Origin of the sequence: Actinomadura sediminis (assembly GCF_042675525.1) — a bacterium.
Taxonomy (GTDB): domain Bacteria; phylum Actinomycetota; class Actinomycetes; order Streptosporangiales; family Streptosporangiaceae; genus Spirillospora; species Spirillospora sediminis.
This window is the reverse complement of sequence record NZ_JBHTJA010000024.1, coordinates 1-25684: the sequence shown is the minus strand read 5'-3', so window position 1 is coordinate 25684 and position 25684 is coordinate 1. Positions and strand designations below refer to the sequence as shown.

At 73.5% G+C, this 25684-nt stretch carries 26 protein-coding genes and 1 pseudogene; 18 read left to right on the top strand and 9 right to left on the bottom strand.

Annotation, left to right across the window (positions count from 1 at the left end):
- Positions 1-15: 15 nt before the first annotated feature.
- Entirely contained in the window at positions 16-558 is a 543-nt protein-coding gene (locus ACFQ11_RS14860) for a carboxymuconolactone decarboxylase family protein (RefSeq protein WP_378298891.1), read from the bottom strand.
- Between the two features lie 139 nt (positions 559-697).
- On the bottom strand, positions 698-1252 hold the full coding sequence (locus tag ACFQ11_RS14855) for a peroxiredoxin (protein ID WP_378298890.1): 555 nt from the start codon (positions 1250-1252) through the stop codon (positions 698-700).
- Between the two features lie 848 nt (positions 1253-2100).
- On the opposite strand from ACFQ11_RS14855, the gene ACFQ11_RS14850 reads away from it, so the two are divergent.
- The 8 genes from ACFQ11_RS14850 to ACFQ11_RS14815 all read left to right on the top strand — a co-directional run bounded on the left by ACFQ11_RS14850 (position 2101) and on the right by ACFQ11_RS14815 (position 10196).
- Entirely contained in the window at positions 2101-3387 is a 1287-nt protein-coding gene (locus tag ACFQ11_RS14850) for a helix-turn-helix domain-containing protein (protein WP_378298889.1), read from the top strand.
- Between the two features lie 56 nt (positions 3388-3443).
- Positions 3444-4070, top strand: a complete 627-nt coding sequence (locus tag ACFQ11_RS14845) for a toll/interleukin-1 receptor domain-containing protein (RefSeq protein WP_378298888.1) — start codon at positions 3444-3446, stop codon at positions 4068-4070.
- Positions 4067-6286, top strand: a complete 2220-nt coding sequence (locus ACFQ11_RS14840) for a hypothetical protein (protein ID WP_378298887.1) — start codon at positions 4067-4069, stop codon at positions 6284-6286. The genes ACFQ11_RS14845 and ACFQ11_RS14840 overlap by 4 nt, the downstream gene beginning before the upstream one ends.
- On the top strand, positions 6286-6999 hold the full coding sequence (locus tag ACFQ11_RS14835; protein ID WP_378298886.1) for a hypothetical protein: 714 nt from the start codon (positions 6286-6288) through the stop codon (positions 6997-6999). Before ACFQ11_RS14840 ends, ACFQ11_RS14835 begins: the two co-directional genes overlap by 1 nt.
- A 148-nt stretch (positions 7000-7147) precedes the next feature.
- Entirely contained in the window at positions 7148-7660 is a 513-nt protein-coding gene (locus ACFQ11_RS14830; protein ID WP_378298885.1) for a SigE family RNA polymerase sigma factor, read from the top strand.
- Positions 7657-8715 carry a hypothetical protein gene (locus ACFQ11_RS14825; RefSeq protein ID WP_378298884.1) on the top strand — a complete coding sequence of 353 codons (1059 nt, stop codon included), beginning with the start codon at positions 7657-7659 and terminating at the stop codon, positions 8713-8715. The genes ACFQ11_RS14830 and ACFQ11_RS14825 overlap by 4 nt, the downstream gene beginning before the upstream one ends.
- A 127-nt stretch (positions 8716-8842) precedes the next feature.
- A complete protein-coding gene (locus ACFQ11_RS14820) occupies positions 8843-9226 on the top strand; it encodes an ArsR/SmtB family transcription factor (protein WP_378298883.1) in 384 nt (127 codons plus the stop codon).
- Positions 9171-10196 (top strand): TIGR03086 family metal-binding protein, encoded by a 1026-nt coding sequence (locus ACFQ11_RS14815; protein ID WP_378298882.1) that lies wholly within the window; start codon positions 9171-9173, stop codon positions 10194-10196. The genes ACFQ11_RS14820 and ACFQ11_RS14815 overlap by 56 nt, the downstream gene beginning before the upstream one ends.
- A gap of 10 nt (positions 10197-10206) precedes the next feature.
- On the opposite strand, the gene ACFQ11_RS14810 is transcribed toward ACFQ11_RS14815, so the two are convergent.
- The gene (locus ACFQ11_RS14810) at positions 10207-11124 is read right to left on the bottom strand and encodes an RNA polymerase sigma-70 factor (protein ID WP_378298881.1); all 918 of its coding nucleotides are present in this window, start codon (positions 11122-11124) and stop codon (positions 10207-10209) included.
- A 197-nt stretch (positions 11125-11321) separates the two neighbouring features.
- On the opposite strand from ACFQ11_RS14810, the gene ACFQ11_RS14805 reads away from it, so the two are divergent.
- From ACFQ11_RS14805 to ACFQ11_RS14760, 10 genes and pseudogenes are all read left to right on the top strand, one after another.
- Positions 11322-11807: a carboxymuconolactone decarboxylase family protein gene (locus ACFQ11_RS14805; protein WP_378298880.1), complete on the top strand. Its 486-nt coding sequence runs from the start codon at positions 11322-11324 to the stop codon at positions 11805-11807.
- 113 nt (positions 11808-11920) lie between these two features.
- A pseudogene (locus tag ACFQ11_RS14800) lies at positions 11921-12232 on the top strand (protein kinase domain-containing protein); the annotation flags it as partial.
- A gap of 22 nt (positions 12233-12254) precedes the next feature.
- Positions 12255-13868, top strand: coding sequence for a WD40 repeat domain-containing serine/threonine protein kinase (locus ACFQ11_RS14795; protein WP_378298928.1), 1614 nt, complete (start codon positions 12255-12257; stop codon positions 13866-13868).
- A gap of 377 nt (positions 13869-14245) precedes the next feature.
- On the top strand, positions 14246-14485 hold the full coding sequence (locus tag ACFQ11_RS14790) for a hypothetical protein (RefSeq protein WP_378298879.1): 240 nt from the start codon (positions 14246-14248) through the stop codon (positions 14483-14485).
- Positions 14486-14565: 80 nt separating this feature from the next.
- Complete coding sequence (gene deoC, locus ACFQ11_RS14785) at positions 14566-15495, top strand: deoxyribose-phosphate aldolase (RefSeq protein ID WP_378298878.1); 930 nt, start codon at positions 14566-14568, stop codon at positions 15493-15495.
- 2 nt (positions 15496-15497) lie between these two features.
- Entirely contained in the window at positions 15498-16928 is a 1431-nt protein-coding gene (locus ACFQ11_RS14780; RefSeq protein ID WP_378298877.1) for an aldehyde dehydrogenase family protein, read from the top strand.
- Complete coding sequence (locus ACFQ11_RS14775; protein WP_378298876.1) at positions 16921-17775, top strand: aldehyde dehydrogenase family protein; 855 nt, start codon at positions 16921-16923, stop codon at positions 17773-17775. Before ACFQ11_RS14780 ends, ACFQ11_RS14775 begins: the two co-directional genes overlap by 8 nt.
- A 74-nt stretch (positions 17776-17849) precedes the next feature.
- Positions 17850-18668: a hypothetical protein gene (locus tag ACFQ11_RS14770; RefSeq protein WP_378298875.1), complete on the top strand. Its 819-nt coding sequence runs from the start codon at positions 17850-17852 to the stop codon at positions 18666-18668.
- Between the two features lie 3 nt (positions 18669-18671).
- The gene (locus ACFQ11_RS14765) at positions 18672-18917 is read left to right on the top strand and encodes a DUF2630 family protein (RefSeq protein ID WP_378298874.1); all 246 of its coding nucleotides are present in this window, start codon (positions 18672-18674) and stop codon (positions 18915-18917) included.
- Positions 18914-19801 carry an LLM class flavin-dependent oxidoreductase gene (locus ACFQ11_RS14760; protein ID WP_378298873.1) on the top strand — a complete coding sequence of 296 codons (888 nt, stop codon included), beginning with the start codon at positions 18914-18916 and terminating at the stop codon, positions 19799-19801. The genes ACFQ11_RS14765 and ACFQ11_RS14760 overlap by 4 nt, the downstream gene beginning before the upstream one ends.
- A gap of 211 nt (positions 19802-20012) precedes the next feature.
- On the opposite strand, the gene argS is transcribed toward ACFQ11_RS14760, so the two are convergent.
- The 6 genes from argS to ACFQ11_RS14730 all read right to left on the bottom strand — a co-directional run.
- Complete coding sequence (gene argS, locus ACFQ11_RS14755) at positions 20013-21758, bottom strand: arginine--tRNA ligase (RefSeq protein ID WP_378298872.1); 1746 nt, start codon at positions 21756-21758, stop codon at positions 20013-20015.
- 80 nt (positions 21759-21838) lie between these two features.
- The gene (plsX, locus tag ACFQ11_RS14750) at positions 21839-23071 is read right to left on the bottom strand and encodes a phosphate acyltransferase PlsX (protein ID WP_378298871.1); all 1233 of its coding nucleotides are present in this window, start codon (positions 23069-23071) and stop codon (positions 21839-21841) included.
- Between the two features lie 161 nt (positions 23072-23232).
- The gene (locus tag ACFQ11_RS14745; protein WP_378298927.1) at positions 23233-23640 is read right to left on the bottom strand and encodes a hypothetical protein; all 408 of its coding nucleotides are present in this window, start codon (positions 23638-23640) and stop codon (positions 23233-23235) included.
- A 90-nt stretch (positions 23641-23730) separates the two neighbouring features.
- Positions 23731-24090, bottom strand: a complete 360-nt coding sequence (locus tag ACFQ11_RS14740; protein WP_378298870.1) for a hypothetical protein — start codon at positions 24088-24090, stop codon at positions 23731-23733.
- Positions 24087-24965 carry an alpha/beta fold hydrolase gene (locus ACFQ11_RS14735; protein WP_378298869.1) on the bottom strand — a complete coding sequence of 293 codons (879 nt, stop codon included), beginning with the start codon at positions 24963-24965 and terminating at the stop codon, positions 24087-24089. The genes ACFQ11_RS14740 and ACFQ11_RS14735 overlap by 4 nt, the downstream gene beginning before the upstream one ends.
- The coding region (locus ACFQ11_RS14730) for a DUF998 domain-containing protein (RefSeq protein ID WP_378298868.1) at positions 24962-25684 on the bottom strand (723 nt) is incomplete at its 5' end. The genes ACFQ11_RS14735 and ACFQ11_RS14730, both read right to left, overlap by 4 nt.

The window sequence follows — 25684 nt, the reverse complement described above, 5'->3', positions numbered from 1 at the left end:
CGTCAGACGGCGTCGTCAGACGGTGGCGGGGGCGAGGGCGGCCTCGGCCTCCAGCGTCGCGGCGGCCGCGTTCACGACCGCGGCGATCCGCAGGGCCTCCTGCACCAGCTCGCGGGACAGGCCCGCCTCGCGGACGACCTTCTCGTGCGACTCCAGGCACCGGCCGCAGCCGTTGATCGCGGAGACGGCCAGCGACCACAGCTCGAAGTCGACCTTCTCCACGCCCGGCTTGGCGATCACCGACATGCGGAGCTTCGCGGGCAGGGTCGCGTACGTCTCGTCGCCGATCAGGTGGGTGGCGCGGTAGTACACGTTGTTCATCGCCATGATCGACGCCGCGGCCTTGGCGGCCTCGAACGCCTCCGCCGACAGGTAGTCGCCGGCCTCCTCGGCCAGCTCGCGGATGACGACGGCGCTGCGGGTGGCGAGCGCGCACGCCAGGACCGTCCCCCAGAGCTGCTGCTCGGAGAGCTGCGAGGTCGAGGTGAGGGAGCCCAGGTTGAGCTTGGTGTCCTTGGCGTAGCCCGGCAGGGCGCTCTTCAGCGCGTCAACGCTCATGATCAGGTAGTCCTTTCATGCGAACGGCCGGCCGCGCGTGCTGATGCGCTACGCGACCGGCCGCCGGTCCGGACGGCCCGTGCGGGCCGTCCGGCGGGGTGACTGGGTGCGTCCGGGACCGGCCGGACACGGGGCTGGATCAGGCGCCGGCCATCAGCTTGTTGGCGTCCAGGGTCTCCTCGCCCTTGTTCCAGTTGCAGGGGCAGAGCTCGTCGCTCTGCAGGGCGTCGAGGACCCGCAGGACCTCCTTGACGTTCCGGCCGACGGAACCGGCGGTCACCATGGAGAACTGGATCTCGTTGTTCGGGTCGACGATGAACGTCGCGCGCTGCGCCACGCCGTCCGCGGTGAGGATGCCGAGGGCCTCGCACAGCTCGCGGTTGAGGTCGGCCATCATCGGGAACGGGATGTCCCGCAGGTCCGGGTGGTCCTTGCGCCACGCGAAGTGGACGAACTCGTTGTCGACGGACGCGCCGAGCACCTGGGCGTCACGGTCGGCGAACTCCTCGTTCAGCCGGCCGAACTCGGCGATCTCGGTCGGACAGACGAACGTGAAGTCCTTCGGCCAGAAGAACACGACGCGCCACTTGCCCTCGTACGTCTTGTGGTTGATCGTCTCGAAGGCGTTGTCCGCGTCCAGCGAGACACAGGCGGTCAGCTCGTACTCGGGGAACTGGTCACCGACAGTAAGCACGCATGCTCCTTTTTCGCGAGAAAGGGGAGCGCCTTCGTCGAGGCGCCGGAATGCCTCCCGGGACGGCTCCTCGGGGGCTGATGTCACTCAGCGTGCCGCAGGGGCGTCGAGAAGAGAAATCGATCTATCGCAACGCACTGATAAGAGAGTCCTATCAGTCGTCATCAGATGCGGGGTGACCAGCGGAAACCTGCGGCCGGAGAGAGGTGGATCACGCCGAGGCTTGATCTAGATCACAGAGAACCGCCCGGTTTGCCGTTAACTCTCCGTTTATCTCATGGCAAGTGCCTCAAAGTACACCCCGGCGACTCCGCCGCCCGCCCCGGGGAGTCCTGGACGGACGCCGGTGTCGGGGGCGGCGCGGTCGCGGGGGAGTCGAGCGTCCAGGTCGCACCGTTATGTGGAGCTCGTCCATAAAAGTGCATATTCCATGATCCATAAAGGTGTCTCGGATGGTCGCACGCAAGGAGGAAACGGGAAACTCGTGTTATCCGGTCGTCGCCCGTGAAAACAACACGCGAGGCTTTACCCGCCGTTGGTAGTGTGGCGCTCGCGTGGAGGTGTTCCTGGTTCATGCCCGTTCCGCCGAAGATTCATGATCGCCATGCGAGGCGTGAACGACGGCTTCCGCGGGCCGCCCGCGGTGCGCCGATCATGCAGGCCATGGACGCCTCGGCCCGGGCCGACGTCACGAATCCCCGGCTTCTCGCTCCCGTTTCCGAAGCATTGTCCTGCCGCCGCCACCGCGCGCTCCCCGCCGTCCGATCGTGCTGCCGCGGCACGCCCGGAAAGCCCGAACGGACGCTCCCGCCAGCCCGCCGGACCGACAACGGGAAACGGAGACCGAAATGCCGGAGACGATGGCAACATTCGGTGCGGAGCTGCGGCGACGGCGCCTGGCGGCGGGATTGTCGCTGGCCGAGCTGGGCGCCCTGGTGCACTACAGCAAGGGCCACCTGAGCAAGGTCGAGCACGGGACGAAGGGCCCGTCGCCCGAGCTGGCGCGCATGAGCGACGCGGTGCTCGACGCGAAGGGCGCCCTCATCGCGCTCGCCGCCCGGCCGCCCCGCGGCGGCCGGCTCCCCGAACGGGCAGCGGACGACGAGGTGTGGCTGATGACCCTTTCCCCCGGCGGGGAGGGCCGGTTCCATCCGATGAACCGGCGCGAGGCGCTCGCGATGACCTCGACGTCCGTGCTGGGCTTCGGCCTGAGCCCCCGCGGCATGACGGAGACCGCCGCGGAACCGGCCGCCCTGGAGGGTTTCCGGACGCTGCTCACCCAGTTCCGGAACCTCGGCCAGACCGCCGGCCCGGGCGCCGTCCTGCCCGCGGTCATCACCCAGACGCACGTCCTGCGGGACCTGGCGGCGCGCGCGCCCGCCCGGACCCGGGACGAGCTGCTCGTGCTCGCCGCGCGGTTCGCCGAGTTCGCGGGCTGGATGGCGCAGGAGTCCGGCGACGACGAGGCGGCCCTGTGGTGGACGGCGAAGGCGGTCGAGACGGCGGCGGCCGGCGGCGACCGCGACCTCGCCGCCTACGCGCTCGTCCGGCGGGCGCTGGTGGCCCTCTACCGGGACGACGCGGCGCGGACCGTGGAGCTGGCGCGCCGGGCGTGGACCGCCCGCGGCGTCCCGGCGCGGATCCGCGGCCTCGCGGCGCAGCGCGAGGCCCAGGGGCACGCGCTGGCCGGTGACGGCGACGCCTGCATGCGCGGCCTCGACCGCGCCCGCCGGTTCCTCGCCGCCGACTCCGGCGGGCAGGCGGCCGGGCTCGGGTCCCGGAACCTGCCCGACCCCGTCTCGATGGTCACCGGCTGGTGCCTGTACGAGCTGGGACGGCCGCGGGACGCCGCCGAGATCCTGGACGCCGAGGTGGCGCGCATCCCGCCGGAGGCCCTGCGGTCCCGGGCCCGGTTCGGTGCCCGGCGGGCGCTGGCGCACGCGGCGGCGGGCGAGGTCGAGCACGCCTGCGCGCTGACGGCCCGGCTGCTGCCGATCGCCGACGTGGTCGGCTCGGCGACGATCGCGGCCGACCTGCGGCGGCTGGCCCGGACGCTCGACCGCCGCCGCGACCACCCGCCGGTGCGCGACCTGTACCCGGCGCTCACCGCGTCGCTGCGTCCCCCCGCGACCTGATCGCCCGCACCCCGTCCCGCACACACCGCACGACCGCCCCACGGAACGGAGACGTCATGCCCGAGATCTTCATCAACTACCGCACCGGCGACGGGGAGAACGTCGCCGCCTTCCTCGACCGCGAACTGTCCGACCGGTTCGGCTGGGACACGATCTTCCGGGCGAGCAAGTCGATCCCGTCCGGCGACGACTACCGGAGGGCCCTGCTGGACGGCGTCCGCCGCAGCGACGTGCTGCTCGCGCTCATCGGCGTCCGCTGGCTGGAGGTCCGGGAGGACGGCCGCCGCCGGATCGACGACCCGGACGACTGGGTGCGCCGGGAGATCGTCGAGGCGTTCGGCAACGACGTGCGGGTGATCCCGATCCTGCTGAACAACGCGCACCTGCCGACGTCCGACCTGCTGCCCCCGGAGCTGGAGGCCCTCGCCTACTGCCAGCACACGCGCCTCGACGCCCGCAACCTCGACGCCGACCTCGGCCGGCTCGCGCGCGACCTCACCAAGCTCGTCCCCGGGCTGAAGGAGGCCGCGGCGCCCGAGCCGGAGGCCGAGCCCCGGGTCGTCAACAACGCGAACGACAACGCCCGCGTCGGGTTCCAGGCGGGACGGGTGGACTCCGCGTCCTTCGGTGCCGACTTCTTCGGCGACGGCGACGGCCGCTCCGCGACGGGAGACCGGCGGTGAGTCCGGCCGCGCGCCGCACCCGCGCGCGCGAGGCGTTCGAACGCGTGGAGAAGATGGTCAACAATGCAGGGCGCGACGGCTCGCAGGAGCCCCGCGTGGAGAACACCGCCAAGGACAACGCGCGCGTCGGGTTCCAGGCGGGCGTCGTCCACGAGGCGAACATCTACGTGTCCCGCGAGGACGACGAGCCCGACCGCAGGCTGGAGGTCGCCGAGAACTGCCTCGCGGGCGACATGCCCCGCCGCGCCGAGGAACTGCTCGGCGCGCTGGTCGCGTCCGGACGGCTCGCCGACCCGCGCTGGCGGCACCTTGCCTGCCGCGCCGCGTACCACTGGGCGCTCGCCGTGCTGAGCGACCGCCCGTTCGAGCTCCTGGACGGCGAGCGGATCCGCGACGTCGAGGCGGCCCGCACGTCCGCGCGCGGCGGACCGGACGACGAATGGCGCCGCGCCCTCGACGTCGTGTACCGGCTCCTCGGCCGGCTGCTCGCCGAGGACCGGACGGGCGAGCACGACTTGAGCGGGCACGGTCCGGGCGTCCTCGATGACGTCTTCGCCGACTTCGACCGGCTTCCCGGGCCGCGCCGGGAGGAGATCCACCGGCACCTGGACCTGCTGCTGAGCGGCATCGCGCGGGACCGCGTCGACGCGCGCCTCGCCGCCCTGGTCCGCGACCACCGCGACGGGAACGGCCGGGAGGCGCGGGTGTGGAAGTTCTTCGAGCCCGTCCCGGCCGAACCCCGCCCCATGGACGCCCGTCCGTTCGAGCCCGGGCTGTTCCGGTCGACGCTGGCGGTCTGCGGGACGATCATGGCGGGCGCCGGGCTGACGCTGGGGTTCGCGATGGCGGTCGTCCAGGACGTGCGGTCCGCGATCGTCGCGGGCGTGCTGCTGCTCGCGGCGGCCGCGGCCGGGTGCGCGTTCGCGCCGCTGCAGGCGCCGCGCCGCCACTCGCCGTTCCCGGCCCGCGAACCGGTGACCGCGGCGACGCCGTTCAGCATGCACGTCGCCCGCCGCGTCGACGTGGAGTTCGCCAAGCGGGCCCCGGACGGGGCCGTCGAGCGGTCCGCGTGGACGCTCGCGACGCGGCAGCGGCGGTCCGTGCTCGCCACCGAGATCACCAACCTGTACGCGGAGCCGAAGGTCGAGCCCGGGGCGATCGACTGGCTGATCGCCTGGCACGCCCGGCAGGCCGCACGCGAGTGGTCGCAGAGCAGCGGACGGGCGCGGCTGCGGCAGCGTTTCCCCGCCCGGCTGCTCACCATCGCGGAGATCATCGCGGTCGTGTACGCGGGGCTCACCCTGCTGACCGCCGCGTCCCTCCACCAGCCGGACATCGCGCTCGTCATGCTGGCGTGGGCCGCGGGCGGCACCGTCCTCGCCGCCTTCGGACGAGTGGACGTCCTCTTCGTGGGGCGGCTGCACGCGGGGCGCGCGGAGAAGGACGCCGAGCTGCGGCTGCACGATGAGCGCAGGGCGTACGCCGACCGCGTCGCGCTGCTCCGGGACCGGCCGACCGACACCGAGATGGCCCGCTGGCTGGACTTCGACAAGATCTTCCTCAAGTCCCTGGCGATGAACCAGTACGGGCTCGCGAGCCGCGACGTCCTCCAGCACGCGTTCATCACCGAGGCCGTGCCCACCGCCCGCCGCGCCCGCGTCCACCGCGGGCCGCCGCGTTTCTCCGCCTACATCGTGTGGGTGTTCCTGCTGACCGAGGCCGGGGTTCGGCAGATGGCCGTCCACCTCGACTTCCCGACGGGCATCGCCAAGGACCAGCACCGCACCGCGTTCCGCTACGACGCGCTCACCGCCGCCGAGGTCGTCGAGCGCGGCATCCGCTTCGACGACGGCAGGCGCAGGCCGATACTGCCGGGGCCGGACGAGCGCGGCGCGCCCGACCTGTCGTCGTTCGTCCTCCACCAGCTCTTCCGGCTCACCCTCGGCAGCGGCCACCAGGTCGACATCCGGGTGGAGCACCTGGACGCGGACCCCCGGGCGGGCGACGCCGACCTGAACGGCGCGCTCGGTCTGCTGGAGGCGGTGGCCGCCGACGGACGCGATTGGATCAAGCAGGCCAAGGACCGCCGCCGCAGGCTGCGCGACACCCCCGGCGGCGAACGTCCGCGGCCCGGCCCCAACGGGGCGCCCGCGCCAGGCCCGCGGCCCGCCCCGGACGACGACCCGCTCGGACCCGGACGGGGGGCGAGCCGCTGATGCGATGCCGCTGGTGCGACAACGACACCATCGTGCGCCGCCCCGCCTGCACCCACTGCGGCGAGGAGATGCCCGAGCCGAGGAACCTTCCCGACCCGGCCGACGCGGCGCCGGCCGAGGCCGAGCCGTCCACCATCGCCGAGGCGTGGAAGAGCGTGGGCGTCGCGCTGGTCATGTTCCTCGCGCTCGTCGTGGGCGGACGGTTCGCGGTCACGAACTGGCCCAAGACGTACGAGGCGCCGGAGACCGAGACGGCGGCGGCCACGGGCGTCCCGCTGAGCAGCGACGAGAGCCCGGGCGTCCCCGTGGACGGTCTCCTCGCCGAGATCCAGGGCACCCGGTCGAAGCTGCCGGGCACGCTCGGCGACTGCGCCACGGTCGCGTCCGACCTGCCGGTGCTGCGGGAGGTGACCGAGGAGCGCAGAGCCCAGGCGCGGACGGCCGCGGACGCCGACTTCGGCGCCGCACCGGACGCGGACGCCCTGCGGGGCGCGCTCGTGGAGATGACGCGGCTGTCGCTGGTCGCGGACGAGGAGTACATCCGCTGGGCGGACGACGCCGTGTCCACCGGCACGTGCTCCCACGCCTCGGCGGACGGCGCCGTCACGTCGGCGAACACCGCCGCGGAGGAAGCCAAGCAGGCGTTCGTCGAACTGTGGAACGCCACCGCCCAGACCCAAGGCGGCCCGACGTACACGTGGACCGACTTCTGAGCCGGGCGTCCGGCCGGGGCCCCGCACGGGGGCGGGCCCCGGCCGGACACCCCCACGAAAGCCGCCGGCGGCCACGCCAAGTCTCCTGACTCGCCGTCAATGTCCGAACCCGTGCAACCCTTCGGGGCGCCGGGCGCATCAGTCAGGTGTGGAGAAGTCGAGAAGCGCCCGCGACGACGAGTTCACGGCGTACGTCACGGCCCGGACCCCGTGGCTCCGCCGGGTCGCGTACCTGCTGTGCCAGGACTGGCACCGCGCCGACGACCTGGTGCAGACGGCGGTCACCCGGCTCTACGTGAACTGGCGCCGCGCGTCGAGGGCGGACAACCTCGACGGCTACGCCCGGACCGTCCTGGTCCGCGGCTACCTCGCCGAGCAGCGCGGCGGCTGGTGGAAGCGCGTCCGCGTCACCCCGGAGACGCCGGACGGGACGGTCGCCGCGGCGGACCACGCGTCCGATCTGGACCTGCGGAGCGCGCTGGCCGCGCTGCCCCCGCGCCAGCGGGCCGCCGTGGTGCTGCGCTTCTACTGCGACCTGTCGGTCGAACAGACCGCGTCCGTCCTCGGCTGCACCGCCGGCACCGTCAAGAGCCAGACGTCCCGCGGCCTCGACGCCCTGCGCCGGACGCTGGAGCAGCCGATCGCGAAGGGGGAGCGATGATCAGGGAGCGGCTCGCGGAGATCGCGGAGAGCCCCGGCCCGGACACCACGGTGGACGCTTCGGCGGCGATCGCGAAGGGACGCCGCGTCCGGCGCGGGCGGCGCTGGACGGCCGTCCTCGCGGCCACCGGCCTCGCCGCGGCCGCCGCCGTCCCGGTGGGGCAGGCCGCCCGCCCGGACGACACCGACCGCCCCCGTGTCGTCGAGCCGGTGAAGTACCCGAACATCCTGCAGGAGATGGCACGGTTCGGCTGGCTCCCGGAGGGATACATGCGGACCCGGGTCACCGGTGCGCCCGTGGGCGGCGTGTTCGAGGTGACGGCCGGGCGCGGTCCGGGCGGCGGGGGCATCACCCTGACACTGCTGCGCCCCGGCGTGGAGCCGGGCGCCCCCATGCTGCCGGGCGCCCGCAGGGGAACGCTCACGAAGGCCGAGCCGGTCAACGGTCGTCGCGCCGACTGGCTGATCAAGCCCGGCGATTCCGGCTCGGAGCAGATTCCCGCCGAGTTCCGCTTCGAGTACCGCGACGACGCATGGGCGAGGCTGCAGGTCAACGATCGGCGCATCGCTGACGTCCCGACCGTCCGCCGGATCGCGGAGGGGGTACGGTTCGGCGGCACCGGGCCCGTGAAGTTCCCGGTGCGCGTCGAGGGCCTGCCGGACGGATTGAGGATCTGGCGAGTGTGGGTCGCGGACGGGGGGACGGACACCACGTTCATGCTCGATGCCGGAGACGGCGGGCTGACGATCAGCGCGGGCACGTCCACCGAGGTCAGCCGCCGGCAGGCCGAACGGGACGCCAACACGACCGTCGACGGGCACGCCGCGTTCGACTCCGGCCTCCCGCACGACGGCCCGCAGGGCGACCCCGGCACTGCCGCGAGGAGCCGGATCCTCAACGTCTACGACGCCGGAGGAATCGACGTCAAGCTGGACGCGCGAGGCGCGGACCTGCTGAAGCGCCTCGACGCCACCGGGGGGCTCCCCGGCCTCTTTCGCCGCGTCACGTTCCTGGGGCCCGACGAGTCGAAGTGGACGGCGACGCCCCTCGGGTGACGGCGTCCCATCGTCTTGCGCGGAGGCGGCCCGCTCCCGCCGATCCCGGTGAGCTTTCAACCCGGTGGTTGACGGGCGCGGGGCGCACGGCCTACGTTCTTTAAACCAACGAGTTGAAAGCCGCAGGATGACCGTGGACACGCTGCCCCGGGTCTTCGCCGCGCTCGCGGACCCGACCCGGCTCGACATGGTGGCCCGCCTCTCGGCGGGCGACGCGACCGTCGCCGAGCTGGCGGAGCCGTACCGGATGTCGGTGCAGGCCGTCTACAAGCACCTGCGGGTGCTCGAGGACGCCGGGCTGGTCAGCCGGCCGCGGGGGCCGCAGCCCCGGGCGGTGCGCCTGGAGGTCCGGGCCCTCGACCTGATGGACACCTGGATCGAGCGTCACCGGCGCCGTGTCGAGGAGCGCTACCGGCGACTCGACGCCGTCCTGGCGGAGATGGAGGGGGACGACCATGGAGACGGTCATCGAGGCCGTGCCGGACCTGCCGATGATCCGGACGTCCCGTGACTTCGCGGCGACGCCCGAACGGCTGCTGCGCGCCCACACCGATCCCGTCCTGTTCGCCCGGTGGGTGGGGCCCGACTCGACGAGCACCCGGATCGAGCAGTGGGACGCGCGCACCGGCGGGAGCTGGCGGTACGCCTCGGAGTACGACGGCGTCGAGTACCGGTTCTACGGGAGCTTCCACGAGATCCGGCCCGACCGCATCGTGCAGACGTTCACGTACGAGGGCGATCCCGACCGGGTCGCGCTGGAGACGCTGTGGTTCGAGGCCCTGACGGACGGACGCGGCTGCGCACGCAGTCGCTCGTCGACGGCTTCGAGACCCGCGACGCGCTGCTGCGGAGCGGCATGGACGTCGGGGTCGACGAGGGATACGCCAAGCTGGAGAGGATGCTCGACGATGGCACTGCCTGAACTCCCGGCCGAACGGCACCGGCAGGTCGCGGGCCTGTTCACCGAACGCGTCCGCGGGACCCGCGCGTGGGACGCGCCCGCGCCGGTCGAGGGCTGGACCGCGCGCGACGTCGTGCGTCACCTGACCGAGTGGTTCCCCGGCTTCCTGGCGTCCGGCGCGGGCATCGAACTGCGGCGGGGACCGTCGGCCGACGACGACCCGGTCGCCGCGTGGCGGGTCCACCGCGACGCGGTGCAGGAGGTGCTGGACGACCCGGAGACCGAGCACCGGAAGCTCACCAACCCGCACATCGGCAGCCTGCCGCTGGCGACCGCGATCGACCGGTTCTACACCGCCGACGTGTTCATGCACACCTGGGATCTCGCGAGGGCCACGGGCCAGGACGAGCGGCTCGACCCGGCCTTCTGCGCCGAGCTCCTCGGCGGCATGGAACCGATCGAGGACGTCCTCCGGTCGTCCGGCCAGTACGGTCCCCGCGTCGAGGTGCCCGCCGACGCGGACGTGCAGACCCGGCTGCTCGGCTTCATCGGCCGCGACCCGTCCCGGCCGGTCCGCTGAGCCGCGCGGGTCAGCGCGCCACGGGGGTCTCCCGGCCGATGCGGGACAGCTTCTCGGGGTTGCGGACGATGTAGAGGCCGCTGATCAGGCCGTCGTCGACCCGCACCGCGAGGACGTTGTCGATCTCGCCGTCGATGCGGATGATCAGCGCGGGGCCTCCGTTGATCTGCACCGGCTCCACGGTGACCTTGCCGTGGACCCTGGGCAGCCCGGCGGCGAGGAGGCGGGCCACCTTGGAGGCCCCCACGACCGGCCGCACCACGGCCCGCCGGACGCCGCCGCCGTCGCCGAGCAGGACGACGTCCGGGGCGAGCATGTCGACGAAGTTCTGCAGGTCGCCGGTCTCGAGGGCGCGCTGGAACGCCTCGATCGCCGCGCGGCTCTCGGCGGGGGAGACGTCGGTGCGCGGGCGGCGGGCGGCGACGTGCGCGCGGGCCCGGTGGGCGATCTGGCGGACGGCGGCCGGGTTCTTGCCGACGGCCTCGGCGATCTCGTCGTAGCCGAGGTCGAACACCTCGCGCAGCACGAACACCGCGCGCTCGGTCGGGCCGAGGGTTTCCAGCACCAGCAGCATCGCCATCGAGACGCTGTCGGCGAGCTCGACGTCCTCGGCCACGTCCGGCGAGGTCAGCAGGGGTTCGGGCAGCCAGGTGCCGATGTAGGACTCCTTGCGGCGGCGGAGGGTGCGCAGCCGGACGAGCGCCTGGCGGGTGGTGATCCGGACCAGGTACGCGCGGGGCTCCCGCACGGTGCCGAGGTCGACGTCCGCCCAGCGCAGCCACGTCTCCTGCAGGACGTCCTCGGCGTCGGCGGCGGAGCCGAGCATCTCGTAGGCGACGGTGAACAGCAGGTTGCGGTGGGCGACGAACGCCTCGGTGGCCGCGTCCGTGCGGTGGGGGAGCGGTTCGTCGGCGTGCGTGTCGCTCATGGTCGGCTCCTGCCCGTTTCGGCGTTCGTCGTGCACCCACAAGGTGCCGGTCGCCGCCGGTTCGTGACACCCCCGGGCGGTGGCGTACGTCACATCGCGGCCTTGTCACGGGGAGCGGGCCGCCGGCATCTCGTGGTCGTCGGGACGCCGCGCGGACGCACCGCGCGGCGCGCACGTCCACGAGTGAGGAGCATGTCATGGAGGCCCGTTTCAACCTGTTCGACAGCCCCACCGCCGCGAAGTTCGCCAAGCGGATGCACGCCGCGGGCACGGTCCTCGAGGAGTCGTCGCTGCCGAAGGCCCTGCGGGAACTGGTGATGCTGCGCGTCAGCCAGATCAACGGCTGCGCGATGTGCATCGACATCCACACCAAGGAGGCGACGGCCGCCGGAGAGGACGCCGTCCGGCTGCACCTGGTCGCGGCGTGGCGGGAGGCGACGGTGTTCACCGAGGCGGAGCGGGCGGCGCTGGCGCTGGCCGAGGAGGGCGCCCGGCTCGCCGACGCCCACGACGGGGTGTCGGACGAGACGTGGGCGCGGGTGCGGGAGCACTTCGACGACGACCAGACGGGCACGCTGGTCGTCCTGATCGCGATGATCAACGCCGCGAACCGGATGAACGTGATGGTCCGGACTCCGGCGGGTTCCTACGCGCCCGGCATGATCGAGGCCGCGCTCGACTGACCGTGCCCCGAGACCGGCCCGGACGGCCCGGGCCGGTCCGCGCACGTCCGGCACCTCTGGCCCCGACCGCCGATTCCTGGTGGGATGTGGCGGGAGCGGCGGGGCTGGAGGCGATGGTGCGGCGGACGACGGAGCTGGCCGGCCGGTACCGCCTGGAGGAACCGCTGGGCCGGGGCGGGATGGGCGAGGTGTGGCGCGGGTTCGACCTGCGGCTGCGCCGCCCGGTCGCGGTGAAGCTCCTGCACCCGGCGAGCGTGGCCGAGCCGACCGCGGTGGCCCGGTTCCGGCGGGAGGCCGAGGTCGCCGCGACGGTGGACCATCCGGGCATCACCACCGTCCACGACATCGGCGAGCACGACGACGGGCCCGAGCGCCGGCTGTTCCTGGTGATGGAGCTGATGGTCGGCCGCGACCTGCGCCGGGTGCTCGCCGACTCGCCCGCCCGGCCTGCCGGCCGGGCGGGCGGCCGAGCTGGGCGCGCAGGTCGCCGACGCGCTCGGCGCCGCCCATCGGGTCGGCGTGGTGCACCGCGACGTCAAACCGGCCAACCTCTTCCTGCTGGACGACGGACGGGTGAAGGTGTGCGACTTCGGGATCGCCCGCCTCTCCGACGCCACCAAGATCACCGCGACCGGCGCGTCGGCCGGGACGCCGCTGTACATGGCCCCCGAGCAGATCCGGGGCGAACCGGTGGACCACCGCACCGACCTGTACGCCTTCGGATGCGTCCTGTACGAGCTGCTCACCGGCGCCACGTGGGTCGAGGCGGGCTCGAACGTCGGCGCCGTCCTCTACCAGCACCTCGAGAAGCCCCCGGCGCCACCGAGGACGCTGCGGCCGGACGTCCCCGGTCACCTGGACGCGCTGGTGCTGGAACTGCTGGCCAAGCTCCCCGGCGACCGGCCGCCGGACGCCGCGTCCGTCGCCGGGCGGCTGCGCGGTCCCGAGCCCCGGACGCGGGCCGTTCGTCCGGCGGACACCGCGACCACGCCCCACGGGGACACGGCGCGAATGCCCGCGGCGGACCGGGCGCCCCTCGACCCCCGAGCGACGGTCCCCACGTCCGCGCCCGTACCGGTCGGGCGGCGCACCGTTCTCCTCGCCGGTCTCGGGGCCGCGGTCCTCGTCGGCGTGACCACGGCGCTCCTGCTGGAGGAGGGCCCGCCCGAGACCTTCCCGACCTTCAACGACTACGACGACCACATCGCCTCGGTGGCGTTCAGGCCGGACGGCCGGTACCTCGCGACCGCGAGCGGCAGCAGGGTCAGGCTGTGGGAGACGGCGACCGGCCGCGAATCCGACGTTTCCTTCAACGGCCCGGTCGGAGCGCGCGTGGAGGCGGTGGCCTTCAGCCCGGACGGCCGGCTTCTCGCCGCCGCGGCGGGCGACCGCGTCCAGGTGTGGAACGCGTCCACCGGCCGCCGCGTCGCCGATCTCGAGGGCCATATCGGCACCGTCTCGGAGGTGGCGTTCGCCCCGGACGGCAGGACCATCGCGACCTCCGGCAGCGACCAGTCCGCCCGCCTGTGGGACGTCGCCGCGGCCCGCGCGACCGCCGTCCTCACCGGCCATCGCGGCTCGGTCTCGGGGGTGGCGTTCGCCCCGGACGGCCGGACGCTGGCGACCGGCAGCCGGGACGGCACCGTCCGGCTGTGGGACGTCGCCACGCGCCGTACCACCGCCACCCTCGACGACGACGTCGACGCCGTCCTCGCGGTGGCGTTCAGCCCGGACGGCAGGACCCTGGCCGCCGGCGACAACGCCGGTCCCGTCCGGTTGTGGGACGTGGCCCGCCGCCGCGTCGCCGGCACCCTCGACGGCCACGAGGGCGCGGTCTGGTCGGTCGCGTTCAGCCGGGACGGCCGGAGGCTCGCCACCGGCGGCGGCGACGGCTGGGTCCGCGTATGGGACGTGCCCGCCCGCCGCGAGACCGCCCGGAACGGGCGCGGCGGCGCCATCTTCAAGACGGTGGCGTTCAGCCCGGACGGCAAGACCCTCGCCATGGGCAACTCCGACGGCGACGACCCGACCAGCTCGCTCACCCTCTGGAAACTCTCGTGACCGCCCCGCGCCTCGGCCGCCACGCCCGCCACCTCGCGCGCGGGCGTGGACCAGTCGTCTAGTCCGTTCGGGGCATGGGACTATTCTCGCCCACTCGCGGTAAGTAGTCGTATGGATGCGGATAGTTTTCCCTGATGTCAACGACTCGGGAGCACGACGTCACCGCGGAACTGTTCCGGTGGTCTCCCATGCTCGCTGTACCTGGCCACGCTGCGCAGCCGGCAGCGCTGCCCGACCATCCTGCTGGTCATCTCGCCCGACCCGAAGGTCGCCGCGTGGTGCGGCAGGCACGTGGCGATGCGCGCACCCAGCGGGACTATAACAATGTGATCGCGGTCCTTCCCAGGGCTGCACGGGAGGCTCTGGAAATGAAGATGATGAGCGAATCCAGGTACTACTCCGAGTTCCTCCGCGATGCCAACTCCAAGGGGAAGGTCGAGGGGAAGGCCGAGGGGAAGGCCGAGGCGGTGCTGCGGGTTCTGGAGACACGCGGGGTCGCCGTGGACGAGCGGCAGCGGGCTCGGATCGAGGGCTGCGGAGATCCCGAGCAGCTGGACGAGTGGCTCGTGCGGGCCGTTCTGGCGACGACCGCGGACGAGGTCTTCGACCGGGAGTGAGCTCCGGCCCCGCCTGGGGCGGGTGGAAGTCGTGACGTGCGTGTTTTGTGCCGGTGACTTACTTCGGCGATGCTGAGGGAGTGTCAACGGAGACTCTTACCGGCGCCGCCGAGCTGCGCGCCTTCCTGCACGGGCTTCCCGGCGTCGACCGGGTCGGGGCCGAGGAACGGGCCGCGCGGCTCGCGGGCCGGTCGATCAAGACGTCGGCGAAGGCCGCGGCGATCGACCTCGCGATCTCGATGGTGGACCTCACCACGCTGGAGGGCGCGGACACGCCCGGGAAGGTGCGGGCGCTGTGCGCGAAGGCCGCCCGCCCGGACCCGGACGATCCGGACGTGCCGAAGGTCGCGGCGGTGTGCGTCTACTCCGACCTCGTGGACGTCGCGGTGCGGGCGCTGGACGGCACGGGCATCGGCGTCGCGAGCGTCGCGACGTCGTTCCCGTCCGGGCGGGCGCCGCTGGAGGCGAAGCTCGCCGACACGCGGGCGGCGGTCGCGGCCGGGGCCGCCGAGATCGACATGGTGATCGACCGGGGCGCGTTCCTCGCGGGCGACTACGCGAAGGTGTCCGACGAGATCGCCGCCGTGAAGGAGGCGTGCGGGTCCGCGCACCTGAAGGTGATCCTGGAGACGGGCGAGCTGGCGACGCTCGACAACGTGCGGCGCGCGTCCTGGCTGGCGATGCGCGCCGGGGGCGACTTCATCAAGACCTCGACGGGCAAGGTGTCCCCGGCGGCGACGCTGCCGGTCACGCTCGTGATGCTGGAGGCCGTCCGCGACTTCCGCGCCGCGACCGGACGGCAGGTCGGGGTGAAGCCCGCGGGCGGGATCCGCACCACCAAGGACGCGATCAAGTACCTGGTGCTGGTGAACGAGACGGCCGGGCCCGACTGGCTGACGCCCGAGTGGTTCCGGCTGGGCGCGTCCAGCGTGCTGAACGATCTGCTGATGCAGCGCCGCAAGCTCGCCACCGGGGTGTACTCCGGTCCCGACTACTTCACCCTGGACTAGACATGGTTTTCGAGTACGCGCCTGCGCCCGAGTCGGCGTCGGTCGTCGGCATCCGCGAGTCGTACGGGCTCTTCGTGGACGGCGCGTTCACGCGCGGCGGCGGCGAGCCCTTCAAGACGATCAACCCGGCGGACGAGACCGTGCTCGCCGAGGTCGCGTGCGCCGACGAGGGCGACGTCGACCGGGCCGTGCGGGCCGCGCGGAAGGCGTTCGACAAGGTGTGGGGCCCGATGCCGGGCGCCGAACGCGCCAAGTACCTGTACCGGATCGCCCGGATCGTCCAGGAACGGTCGCGGGAGCTGGCGGTGCTGGAGTCGATCGACAACGGCAAGCCGATCCGGGAGTCCCGGGACGTCGACGTGCCGCTGGTCGCGGCGCACTTCTTCTACTACGCGGGCTGGGCCGACAAGCTGCGGCACGCGGGGTTCGGGACGGACCCGCGGCCGCTGGGCGTCGCGGCGCAGGTCATCCCGTGGAACTTCCCGCTGCTGATGCTCGCGTGGAAGATCGCCCCCGCGCTGGCCTGCGGGAACACCGTGGTGCTGAAGCCCGCGGAGACGACGCCGCTGACCGCGCTGCTGTTCGCCGACATCTGCCGGCAGGCCGAGCTGCCCCCGGGCGTCGTCAACATCGTGACGGGCGCGGGCGCCACCGGCCGCGCGCTCGTCGCCCACGACGGCGTCGACAAGGTCGCGTTCACCGGGTCCACCGAGGTCGGCAAGGAGATCGCGCGGACGGTCGCCGGGACGCGCAAGAAGCCGACGCTCGAACTCGGCGGCAAGGCCGCGAACATCGTGTACGCCGACGCGGCGCTCGACCAGGCCGTCGAGGGCATCGTCAACGGGATCTTCTTCAACCAGGGGCACGTGTGCTGCGCGGGGTCGCGGCTGCTCGTGCAGGAGTCGATCGCCGATGAGCTGCTCGACCGGCTCAAGGCGCGGATGGCGACGCTCCGCGTCGGGGACCCGCTCGACAAGAACACCGACGTCGGGGCCGTGAACTCGGCCGCCCAGCTCGCGCGGATCCGCGAGCTGTCGGCGTCCGGCGAGCAGGAGGGCGCGACCCGCTGGTCGCCGCCGTGCGACCTGCCCGACCGCGGCTTCTGGTTCGCGCCGACCGTGTTCACCGGCGTCGCGCAGTCGCACCGCATCGCGCGGGAGGAGATCTTCGGGCCCGTCCTGTCGGTGCTGACGTTCCGCACGCCGGACGAGGCCGTCACGAAGGCGAACAACACGCCGTACGGGCTGTCGGCCGGGATCTGGACGGAGAAGGGCTCGCAGATCCTCTGGACGGCGCAGCGCCTGCGGGCGGGCGTGGTGTGGGCGAACACCTTCAACAAGTTCGACCCGGCCTCCCCGTTCGGCGGCTACAAGGAATCGGGGTTCGGCCGCGAGGGCGGACGCCACGGACTGGAGGCGTATCTCGATGTCTGAGCGGCTCAGCGTGCGCAAGACCTACAAGCTCTACATCAACGGCGCCTTCCCCCGATCGGAGTCCGGCAGGTCGTACGTGGTCACCGACGCCAAGGGGCGGTTCGTCGCGAACGCCTCGCACGCCTCCCGCAAGGACGTCCGCGACGCCGTCGCCGCCGCCCGCAAGGCGTTCGGCGGCTGGTCCGGCCGCACCCCCTACAACCGCGGCCAGATCCTGTACCGGATCGCGGAGATGCTGGAGGGCCGCCGCGCCCAGTTCGCGGACGAGCTCCGCACCGCCGGGCTGGCGAAGGCCGCGGCGTCCGCCGAGGTGGACGCGGCCGTCGACCGGTGGGTCTGGTACGCGGGGTGGGCCGACAAGCTCGCCGCCGTCGCCGGGTCCGCGAACCCGGTGGCGGGGCCGTTCTTCAACTTCTCGACGCCCGAACCGACCGGCGTCGTCGGCGTGCTCGCCCCCGACTCGCCGCTGCTCGGGCTCGTCTCGACGGTCGCGCCCGCGATCGTGTCCGGGAACACGGCGGTCGTCGTCGCGTCCGAACCGGCGCCGCTTCCGGCGATCACGTTCGCCGAGGTGCTCGCGACGTCCGACCTGCCCGGCGGCGTCGTCAACGTCCTCACCGGGCGCCGCGACGAGCTCGCGCCGTGGCTCGCGTCCCACATGGACGTCAACGCGATCGACCTCGCGGGCGTCCCGGCGGACGCGGCCGCGGACCTGGAGGAGAAGGCCGCCGGGAACCTCAAGCGGGTGGTCCGTCCGGACGAATCCGACTGGGGTGCGGAGCCGGGAACCGCCCGGATGACGGCGTTTCTGGAGACCAAGACGGTCTGGCACCCGGTTGGGGTGTGAAAGCCGAATGACGCAGAGTGTGTAGAGCGTCACGAACGGTGGAATAGATCTCCCGATCACAGGGGGGAGATCGCATGCCTGCCAAGACAAGGGCGACCAAGTCGACCAGAACCGCCACCTCGAAATCCACGGGCGCGAAGGCGTCCACGTCGAAGGCCTCCACCGCGAAGGCCTCCACCGCGAAGAAGCCCGCGTCGCGGACGAGCGCGGCGACGAGCCGCTCGTCGTCCGCCGCCGCGACGCGGGTGACCAAGGCCGCGTCGGAGGCGAAGGCGGCCGCCACCCAGATGAAGTCGGTCGCCACGAAGGCGTCGTCGTCGGCGAAGGCCATGACGGCGATGACCAAGGCGATGACGACCGCGACCAAGGCGATGACCGACGCCGCCAAGGCGATGGACGCGGCGGCGAAGGAGATCACCAAGGAGGGCGCCAAGGCGTCGTCCGCGGCCAAGAAGACGGGGACCACGGCCCGCAAGAGCACGACCGCCAAGTCGGGGACGGCCCGCAAGTCGACGTCGGCGGCGTCGTCGCGCTCCCGGTCGACCACGACGGCCCGGGTGAGCCCGTCCCGGTCGAGCACCACCAAGTCGGGCACGTCCAGGTCGAGCACCGCGAAGGCGGGCACCAAGCCGGGCACCGCGAAGGCGGGCACCAAGGCGGGCACCGCGAAGAAGAGCGCCCCGCGCGCCTCGACGGCCCGCCGGAGCGCGCCGTCCCGCGCGACCGCCGCCAAGGGGTCCGGATCAGCGAGCAGCCCGGCCGCGCGCGCCGTCGCCGCCGCCCGGTCCGCCGTCGCCACCGCGCCGCCCGCCGCGCCGTTCGCCGAGCCGCGGTCGGGACCCGGCGGGTTCCTCAGCGGCCTCACCGGCAACGGGCTCGGCCGCGGGCGCTGACCGATGAAGGATGAGGACATCCTCGCCCGCATCGGCGATTTCGTCGGCGAGGAGCAGGCCCTGCGCGAACGCATGCAGCGCGGCGAGCTGAGCCGCGCGGAGGAGCAGCGGCGGCTGCAGGACCTCGAGGTCGCGCTCGACCAGTGCTGGGACCTGCTCCGCCGCCGCCGCGCACGGCTCGACGCGGGCGAGAACCCCGACGACGCCGGCGTGCGGCCGCCGGACGAGGTCGAAGGCTACCTGCAGTGACGCGGCGCCCGCTGCGGTTCGGGGTGTCGCTCGTCCCGGACTGCGCCGACCCGCTGATCCGCACCGCGCAGGACGCCGACCGGTTCGGCCTCGACCTGCTCGGGGTCCGCGACGAGCCGTACCGGCGCGGCACCGCCGACGCGCTCACCGTGCTGGCGTCCGCGCTGGCCGTCACCTCGCGGATCCGGGTCATGCCCGCCGTGGCGTGCCTGCCGCTGCGCCCGCCCGCCGCCCTCGCCAAGGCGATCGCGACCATGGACCGGTTCAGCGGCGGCCGCGCCGAACTCGGCCTCGGCGCCGGCGCGTCCGCGGCCGGCGCCGAGGCGTTCGGCGGCCCGTTCCGCTCCGGTTCGTCCGCCCCCGGCGCGCTGGAGGAGGCCGTCCAGGTGGTGCGCCTGCAGTGGAGCGACCAGGGCGGCCTCGTCTTCGGCGGCGCGCACTACCGGTTCGCGGCGCCGCAGGCGGGCCCGGCCCCCGAGCGGCAGATCCCGGTCTGGCTCGGCACGGACGGGCCCCGCGGCCTCGACCTGACCGGCCGCGTCGCCGACGGCTGGCTCGCCCGGTCCGGGCGCGTCCCGCCGAAACGCCTCGCCGACGCGCGCCGCCGCATCGACGACGCCGCCGCCCGCGCCGGGCGCGACCCGTCCGACGTGCGGCGCGGGTACGTCCTCGAAGGGAGGATCGCGCGCGAGTCGCGCGGCTTCCTGCACGGCCCGCCGCGCCAGTGGATCCACGAGCTCACCGAACTGGCCGTGGGCCACGGCGTCGACACGTTCCTGTTCGCGGGGGCCCCGGAACACCTCGCGCTGTTCGCGCTCGAGATCGTCCCGTCCGTCCGGGAACAGGCCGCGCGGGAACGGACGGCCGCCCCGGCCGGCGGCTGACCGCGCCCGGCCTCGGGACGACCGCCCCGCACCGGGCGGCCCGCGCCCGGCTTCGGTTCGTGCGCGGGCTTTGGAATGACCGTGTCGGGGCCGCGTGACCGCGTCCGGGCGTGCGGCCGCGTCCGGGCATGGGGCGCCCGCGTTCGCCGCCATCGGCTGCGCCGGTTCAGTCCGGGCGGCCTTCCGGCCGCCCGGGACTTCGAGAGTGCTCCTACATGCGTTCCGGGGTGGGGACGCCGAGGAGGTGCAGGCCGGTCTCGAGCGTGCGGAGCGTCGCGGCGCACAGGGCCAGGCGGGACGCCTTCGTGGCGTCGTCGGGAGCCTTCAGCACCGGGCAGTTCTCGTAGAACGTGGTGTAGGCGTCGGCGACCGAGTACACGTACGTCGCGAGCTTGTGCGGCTCGGCGGTCGCGCCCGCCTGCTCCAGCGCGGCGCCGAAGCCGAGCAGCGTCAGCGCGAGCGCCCGCTCGGCCGGGTCGCCGAGGACGATCGGGCCGGTCGCGTCCTCCGGCGCGACGCCGCCCCTGCGGAAGATCGACCGGATCCGGGCGGCGGCGTACTGCAGGTACGGGCCGGTCTTCCCGTTGAACGAGATCATCCGGTCGAAGTCGAAGATGTACTCGCTGTCGCGCGCGACCGACAGGTCGGCGTACTTGACGGCGCCCATCCCGACGGCCTCGACGATCCGCGCGCGGGCCGCGTCGTCGAACTCCTCGACGTGCTCGATCTGGTCGAACGCGGCCCCGGCCCGCTCGACGGCCTCGTCGAGCAGCTCGGCGAGCTTGACGGTGCCGCCCGCACGCGTCTTCAGGATCTTGCCGTCGGTGCCGAGGACGTTGCCGATCTGCGCGTGCTCCGCCTCGACCTCGTCGCCGAGCCAGCCGGCCATCCGGGCGACGGCGAACATCATCTGGAAGTGCAGCGCCTGCGGGGCGCCCACCACGTAGATCATCCGGTCGACGTGCTCGGTGTCGACCCGGTACCGGACGGTCGCGAGGTCGGTGGTGGAGTAGTTGTAGCCGCCGTCGCTCTTGCGGATGATCACCGGGAGGGGCTCGCCCTCGCGGCCGGTGAACCCGGGCGGGAACGCGCACAGCGCGCCGTCGCTGACGACCGCGATGCCCTTGTCCTCCAGTTCGGCGACGGTCGGGGCGAGGAGGTCGTTGTAGAAGCTCTCGCCCTTGATGTCGTCGTCGGTGAGGGTGACGCCGAGCCGCGTGTAGACGGCGTTGAAGTACCGCTTGGACACGTCCACGAGGACCTGCCAGAGCCGCAGGGTCTCCGGGTCGCCGGCCTGGAGCGCGACCACCCGGTTGCGGGACCGCTCGGCGAACGCGGGATCGGCGTCGAACTTCTGCCGCGCGGCCTGGTAGAAGGCGGTGAGGTCGCTGACGGACGAGTCGCCGCGCGCGGCGGCGTCCTCACCGAGGTCGAGCAGGTGCTCGATCAGCATCCCGAACGGGGTGCCCCAGTCGCCGACGTGGTTGTCGCGGACGACGTCGTGCCCGAGGAACTCCAGGATCCGGGCGATGGCGTCGCCGACGATCGTGGTCCGCAGGTGCCCGACGTGCATCTCCTTCGCCACGTTCGGCGAGGAGTACTCGACGACGACCTTCTGCGGCCGCTCGGCCTCGGGGACGGCGAGCCGCGGGTCCTCCAGGGCGCGCTGGGCCTCGGCGGCGATCCACCCGTCGGCGAGCGTCAGGTTGACGAACCCGGGCCCGCTGACCTCGACCTTCGACACGACGTCGGCGACGTCGAGGTTCGCGACGATCTCGTTCGCCACGTCTCGCGGCTTGCGGCCCAGCTTCTTGGCCATCGGCAGCGCCACGTTGGCCTGAAGGTCGGCGAACTGCGACGGCCGGATGACCGGGTCGTCGTCCGCGTGGGACGGTCCGAAGGCGGCGGCGAGCGCGGCCTGGACGCGGGCGGCGAGTACGAGTTGCGGATCGGGCATGCACCAAGGTTATCGGCGCGGCGCCACGGCCTCGTCATGGTATTCCGCCGAACCCGGCGGTGGTTCCCCGCAGGCCGCGGCTACGGTTTGCCGCCGGGCAGTTCGAGCCCGTCCGGCGCGGTCTCCTCGGTGGGGCGCGGCTCGGGCGCGATGTCGGCCGGTTCCGGGGGCGTCCCGTCCGTCCGCTCGGGGTGCCGGTCGTCGCCGGTGCCGTGCGTCCAGCGGCCGAACCGGTGGGTGCGGGTGAGCGACACCTGCTCGCGGATCCGCTCCACGATGCGGCCCGCGGCGAGCCGGTGCGCCAGCTCGCACGCCGACGTGATCGCGCGGGCCCGGGACGCGCCGTGCGCGATCACGACCGTCCCGTTCAGGCCCAGCAGGACGCCGCCGCCGTAGGTGTCGGGGTCGAGCCGGTCGCGCAGGCCCTGCAGGCGGCGGCGCTGCAGCAGCGCCCCCATCCGGGCGGCGGCGCTGGACGTCATCGCGCCGCGGATCTCCGCGAACGCCGTCCGGATCGTGCCCTCCATCGTCTTCAGCGCGACGTTGCCGGTGAACCCGTCGGTGACGATGACGTCGACGTCGCCGCGCAGCAGGTCGTGGCCCTCCACGTTCCCGGCGAACTCGATGCCGTGGTTGCCGCTCGCGAGCAGCTCGTGCGCGCGCTTGGCGAGCTTGTTGCCCTTCCCCGGCTCCTCCCCGATGGTGAGGAGCCCCACCCGGGGACGTTCGGTGCCGAGCAGCACCTGCGCGTACGCGGTGCCGAGCGCCGCGAACTGCACGAGGCCCTCGGGTTTCACGTCGGCGGTCGCGCCGGCGTCCAGCAGGATCGTGGGGTTGGGCCGGGTGGGCAGCGTCACCGCGATCGCGGGCCGCATCACCCCCTGCTGCCCCTTCAGCCGCAGCCGGGACGTCGCCACCACCCCGGCGGTGCCGCCCGCCGACACCAGCGCCGACGCCCGGCCCTGCTTGATCAGGTGGCAGGCGATCGCGATGGACGAGCGGGGCTTGCGCCAGCTCGCGAGCGCGCCCTCGCCCATGTCGAGGGCCTCGTCGGCGTGCACGATGGGGATCTCCCCGATGACCCCGTGCCGGTCGAGCTCGCGGCGGATCCGCGGCGCCCGGCCGACCAGGACGAGCCGGACGTCGTGCTCGCGCACCGCGTCGACGGCGCCCGCGATGATCTCCTCGGGGGCGTGGTCGCCGCCCATGGTGTCGACGGCGATCGGCAGCGGGCGGACCGTCCGGACCGTCCCCGCGCGGCGGGCCGGTGCCGGGCGCGACGGCTCCCCCCTGCCGGACGTGCTGCCGGACATGGTCGCTCCAGACGGGTGAGAGAACACCGGCGCGGAATGCGGTGCTCTGCGATGATGCAGCTCATCGCATGGTAGGACGTTAATTCACCCATCTCGCCGACCGGCGCCCGGAGTGGCGTTCTTCACTCGCGTCCCGGCGGTTCGGCGCGCACGGTTTCCGGTCAGCCCGAATCGCCCTTCCGGCAGTCGTCGCCGATGCAGGAGACGTTCTCCACGAGCGGCCGCCCGTCCACGAGGATCGTGTAGTAGGAGTCCTGCGTCTCCATCTGCCCGCTGCCGACGACCTTGACCGGTTTCTTGTCGGCGGTGGTCCCCGTGCAGGAGACGCGCAGCCGCTGCTCCGTCCAGCCCGGCACGCCTTCGCAGGTCAGCGGCCCCGCCAAGGTCACGCCGCGCCGCTCCAGTTCGGCGGCGGCCATGGCCGGCATCGCCTCCCGCATCTGCGCCTGAGTCTGGTAGGGCAGTTCCTTGCCGCCGGTCAGCAGCACGATCGCGGCGGCGGCGACCCCGCCCAGCACCAGGAGGGCGGCGACGGCCGCCCCCGCGATCGCGGCCTTCTTCCGAGTCATCTCCACGGAGCCGATATCGCCCTGCGTACGGTGCCGTATGCGGTGAGTGGTCGGTTTTTCCTCGCCGTATGCGGATCTTTTGGGCCGCCGCTAGCCGCAATCGTGGCCGAGGCAGTCCGTGCGGAAGATCTCACGGCCGCCGACGGACACGACGTAAAGCTCGCGCGGGTCCGGGGTGTCGGCGTCGTGTGCGACGCCCCGCACGGTGACGGGCTCGCCCGTCCGCGTCCGCGTCGTACAGTGCACGCGGACGAGCGCGTCCGAACCCGTCTCCGGAAGTTCGCAGTCGGGACGGCGCTCCAGCTCGACGCCGCGCGCCCGCAGTTCCTCGGCCGTCCCGTCGCTCACGGCGTTCCGGTAGGCGCCCTCGGAGATCCGCTGCATCGCCTCGCACCCGGAGAGCGCGACGATCAGCAGCAGCGCCGCGACGGCGCGTCCCGCGCGCCTCACGCGGGCTCCTCGTGCGCGGCCCGGGGGGCGAACGTCGCGTCGATCGCGTCGGCGACGGCGTCCGGACGGTCCAGGTGGATCATGTGGCGTGCCTCCGGGAGCTTTACCTGCCGCCCCTGTGGGGACATCGCGGCCAGAACGGCGTGCCCGTCCGACCATGCGCGCCTGCACGCGGCGAGCCGGACGTCGCCCAAGGCCGTCAACACGATCAAGGGGATGGGCGGGAACGCTCGGCGCGCGCGCAGAGCGGTGAGGTCCGCGGCCATCTCCCGGTAGGCGAGGTTCTCCGCGAGGACGGTGCCGAGGACCGTCCCGCGCCCGTACACCGACCGGACGGCCGCGTCCGGGGCCGGGTCGCCCGCGCGGCTGGTGCGGCGCAGCAACGCGCGCCGTCCCCACGGGCCGAGCACCCCGGCCGCGCCGGACAGCTCCAGCAGCCGCCCGGCGCCCATGAAGGCGGGCGTCAGGACGGCCGACGGCCGCACCCTCGCGCGTGCGCCGTGCTCGTGGCTCGGGTCGACCAGCACCAGCCCCCGGATCAGGCCGGGACGGACGCGCGCCAGCGCCTCCGCGTGGAACGCCGCCATCGAGTGCGCGACGATCGTGACCGGCCCGTCCGCCGCGCGGTCCGCGAGCGCTGCCGTCAGCGCGACGTCCCGGCGCAGCGACGGCGCGGCCGCCGCGGCGGGGCTCGCGCCGAGGCCGGGGCGGTCGAACACCGTCACCCGGTACGTCTCCCGGAGCAGCGCCACCACGGCGTCCCAGTCGAACCAGGCGCCGCCGAGCCCCGAGTCGAGGAGCAGCGGCGGCCCGTCCACCGGCCCGGAGCGCACGACGTGGACCCGCTCCCGCCCCACGTTCACGATCTCGCTCATCGCGGGCCCTCCGGACGGGCGCCCCGTGCCGCCGCGCGGTCCGCGTGCAGGGCCCACGCGATCGTCAGCAGGCCGAGGCACAGGATCCCGATCTGGAAGCGCTGCACGATCCCGAGCCACTGCCCCTGGTACATGGCGGCGAGCGTGACCAGGGCGAACACCGACTCGATCAGCGCGAGCAGCCAGCCCCAGCGGGCCAGCGGCGGCCACCATCCGTACCGCCGCGCGGCCAGCGACAGCAGCAGCAGCGCGAGGACCCCGCAGACGATCACGGCGCTGCTGGTGACCGAGTGGAACGCGTGCGAGAACGAGATGTTCGACGACCGTTCGCGCAGGGCGCAGGACGTCTGCAGGCTCGGCGCGCAGTCGAGCGGGAACACGGCGTCGCCGATCGCGCCCAGCCCGAACAGCCCGAGGAACGACCACCCGGCCGTCGCCAGCGGGCGCCGCCGCAGCCGCCGCAGCGCGCCCGCGACGATGGCGAGCGTCATGACGCCGGTGAGCAGGTCGCCGCCGCCGTAGACGTACCGGAACGGCTGGTCGGCCGCCGACAGTTCGCTGACGTACCCGTTGACGGCGTCGAGCTGCGGGCTGAACAGGTGCTCCAGCAGGAACGACGCGTAGCAGACCGCGGCCGCGCAGGCCAGGACGACCATGTACCGGGGCGCCGCGCCGGGCCCGCCGCCCGGGCCGCGCCCGTCCCGCCCGCCGGCCGGGCC

What these genes read in the sequence shown, in the direction of transcription:
- argS (WP_378298872.1), bottom strand. Translation starts at nt 21,758, where the DNA reads ATGCCCGATCCGCAACTCGTACTCGCCGCCCGCGTCCAGGCCGCGCTC.
- ACFQ11_RS14835 (WP_378298886.1), top strand. Translation starts at nt 6,286, where the DNA reads ATGCGATGCCGCTGGTGCGACAACGACACCATCGTGCGCCGCCCCGCC.
- ACFQ11_RS14810 (WP_378298881.1), bottom strand. Translation starts at nt 11,124, where the DNA reads ATGAGCGACACGCACGCCGACGAACCGCTCCCCCACCGCACGGACGCG.
- ACFQ11_RS14780 (WP_378298877.1), top strand. Translation starts at nt 15,498, where the DNA reads ATGGTTTTCGAGTACGCGCCTGCGCCCGAGTCGGCGTCGGTCGTCGGC.
- ACFQ11_RS14805 (WP_378298880.1), top strand. Translation starts at nt 11,322, where the DNA reads ATGGAGGCCCGTTTCAACCTGTTCGACAGCCCCACCGCCGCGAAGTTC.
- ACFQ11_RS14770 (WP_378298875.1), top strand. Translation starts at nt 17,850, where the DNA reads ATGCCTGCCAAGACAAGGGCGACCAAGTCGACCAGAACCGCCACCTCG.
- ACFQ11_RS14765 (WP_378298874.1), top strand. Translation starts at nt 18,672, where the DNA reads ATGAAGGATGAGGACATCCTCGCCCGCATCGGCGATTTCGTCGGCGAG.
- ACFQ11_RS14860 (WP_378298891.1), bottom strand. Translation starts at nt 558, where the DNA reads ATGAGCGTTGACGCGCTGAAGAGCGCCCTGCCGGGCTACGCCAAGGAC.
- ACFQ11_RS14825 (WP_378298884.1), top strand. Translation starts at nt 7,657, where the DNA reads ATGATCAGGGAGCGGCTCGCGGAGATCGCGGAGAGCCCCGGCCCGGAC.
- ACFQ11_RS14775 (WP_378298876.1), top strand. Translation starts at nt 16,921, where the DNA reads ATGTCTGAGCGGCTCAGCGTGCGCAAGACCTACAAGCTCTACATCAAC.
- ACFQ11_RS14845 (WP_378298888.1), top strand. Translation starts at nt 3,444, where the DNA reads ATGCCCGAGATCTTCATCAACTACCGCACCGGCGACGGGGAGAACGTC.
- ACFQ11_RS14820 (WP_378298883.1), top strand. Translation starts at nt 8,843, where the DNA reads ATGACCGTGGACACGCTGCCCCGGGTCTTCGCCGCGCTCGCGGACCCG.
- ACFQ11_RS14815 (WP_378298882.1), top strand. Translation starts at nt 9,171, where the DNA reads ATGGAGACGGTCATCGAGGCCGTGCCGGACCTGCCGATGATCCGGACG.
- ACFQ11_RS14745 (WP_378298927.1), bottom strand. Translation starts at nt 23,640, where the DNA reads ATGACTCGGAAGAAGGCCGCGATCGCGGGGGCGGCCGTCGCCGCCCTC.
- plsX (WP_378298871.1), bottom strand. Translation starts at nt 23,071, where the DNA reads ATGTCCGGCAGCACGTCCGGCAGGGGGGAGCCGTCGCGCCCGGCACCG.
- ACFQ11_RS14735 (WP_378298869.1), bottom strand. Translation starts at nt 24,965, where the DNA reads ATGAGCGAGATCGTGAACGTGGGGCGGGAGCGGGTCCACGTCGTGCGC.
- ACFQ11_RS14850 (WP_378298889.1), top strand. Translation starts at nt 2,101, where the DNA reads ATGCCGGAGACGATGGCAACATTCGGTGCGGAGCTGCGGCGACGGCGC.
- ACFQ11_RS14790 (WP_378298879.1), top strand. Translation starts at nt 14,246, where the DNA reads ATGAGCGAATCCAGGTACTACTCCGAGTTCCTCCGCGATGCCAACTCC.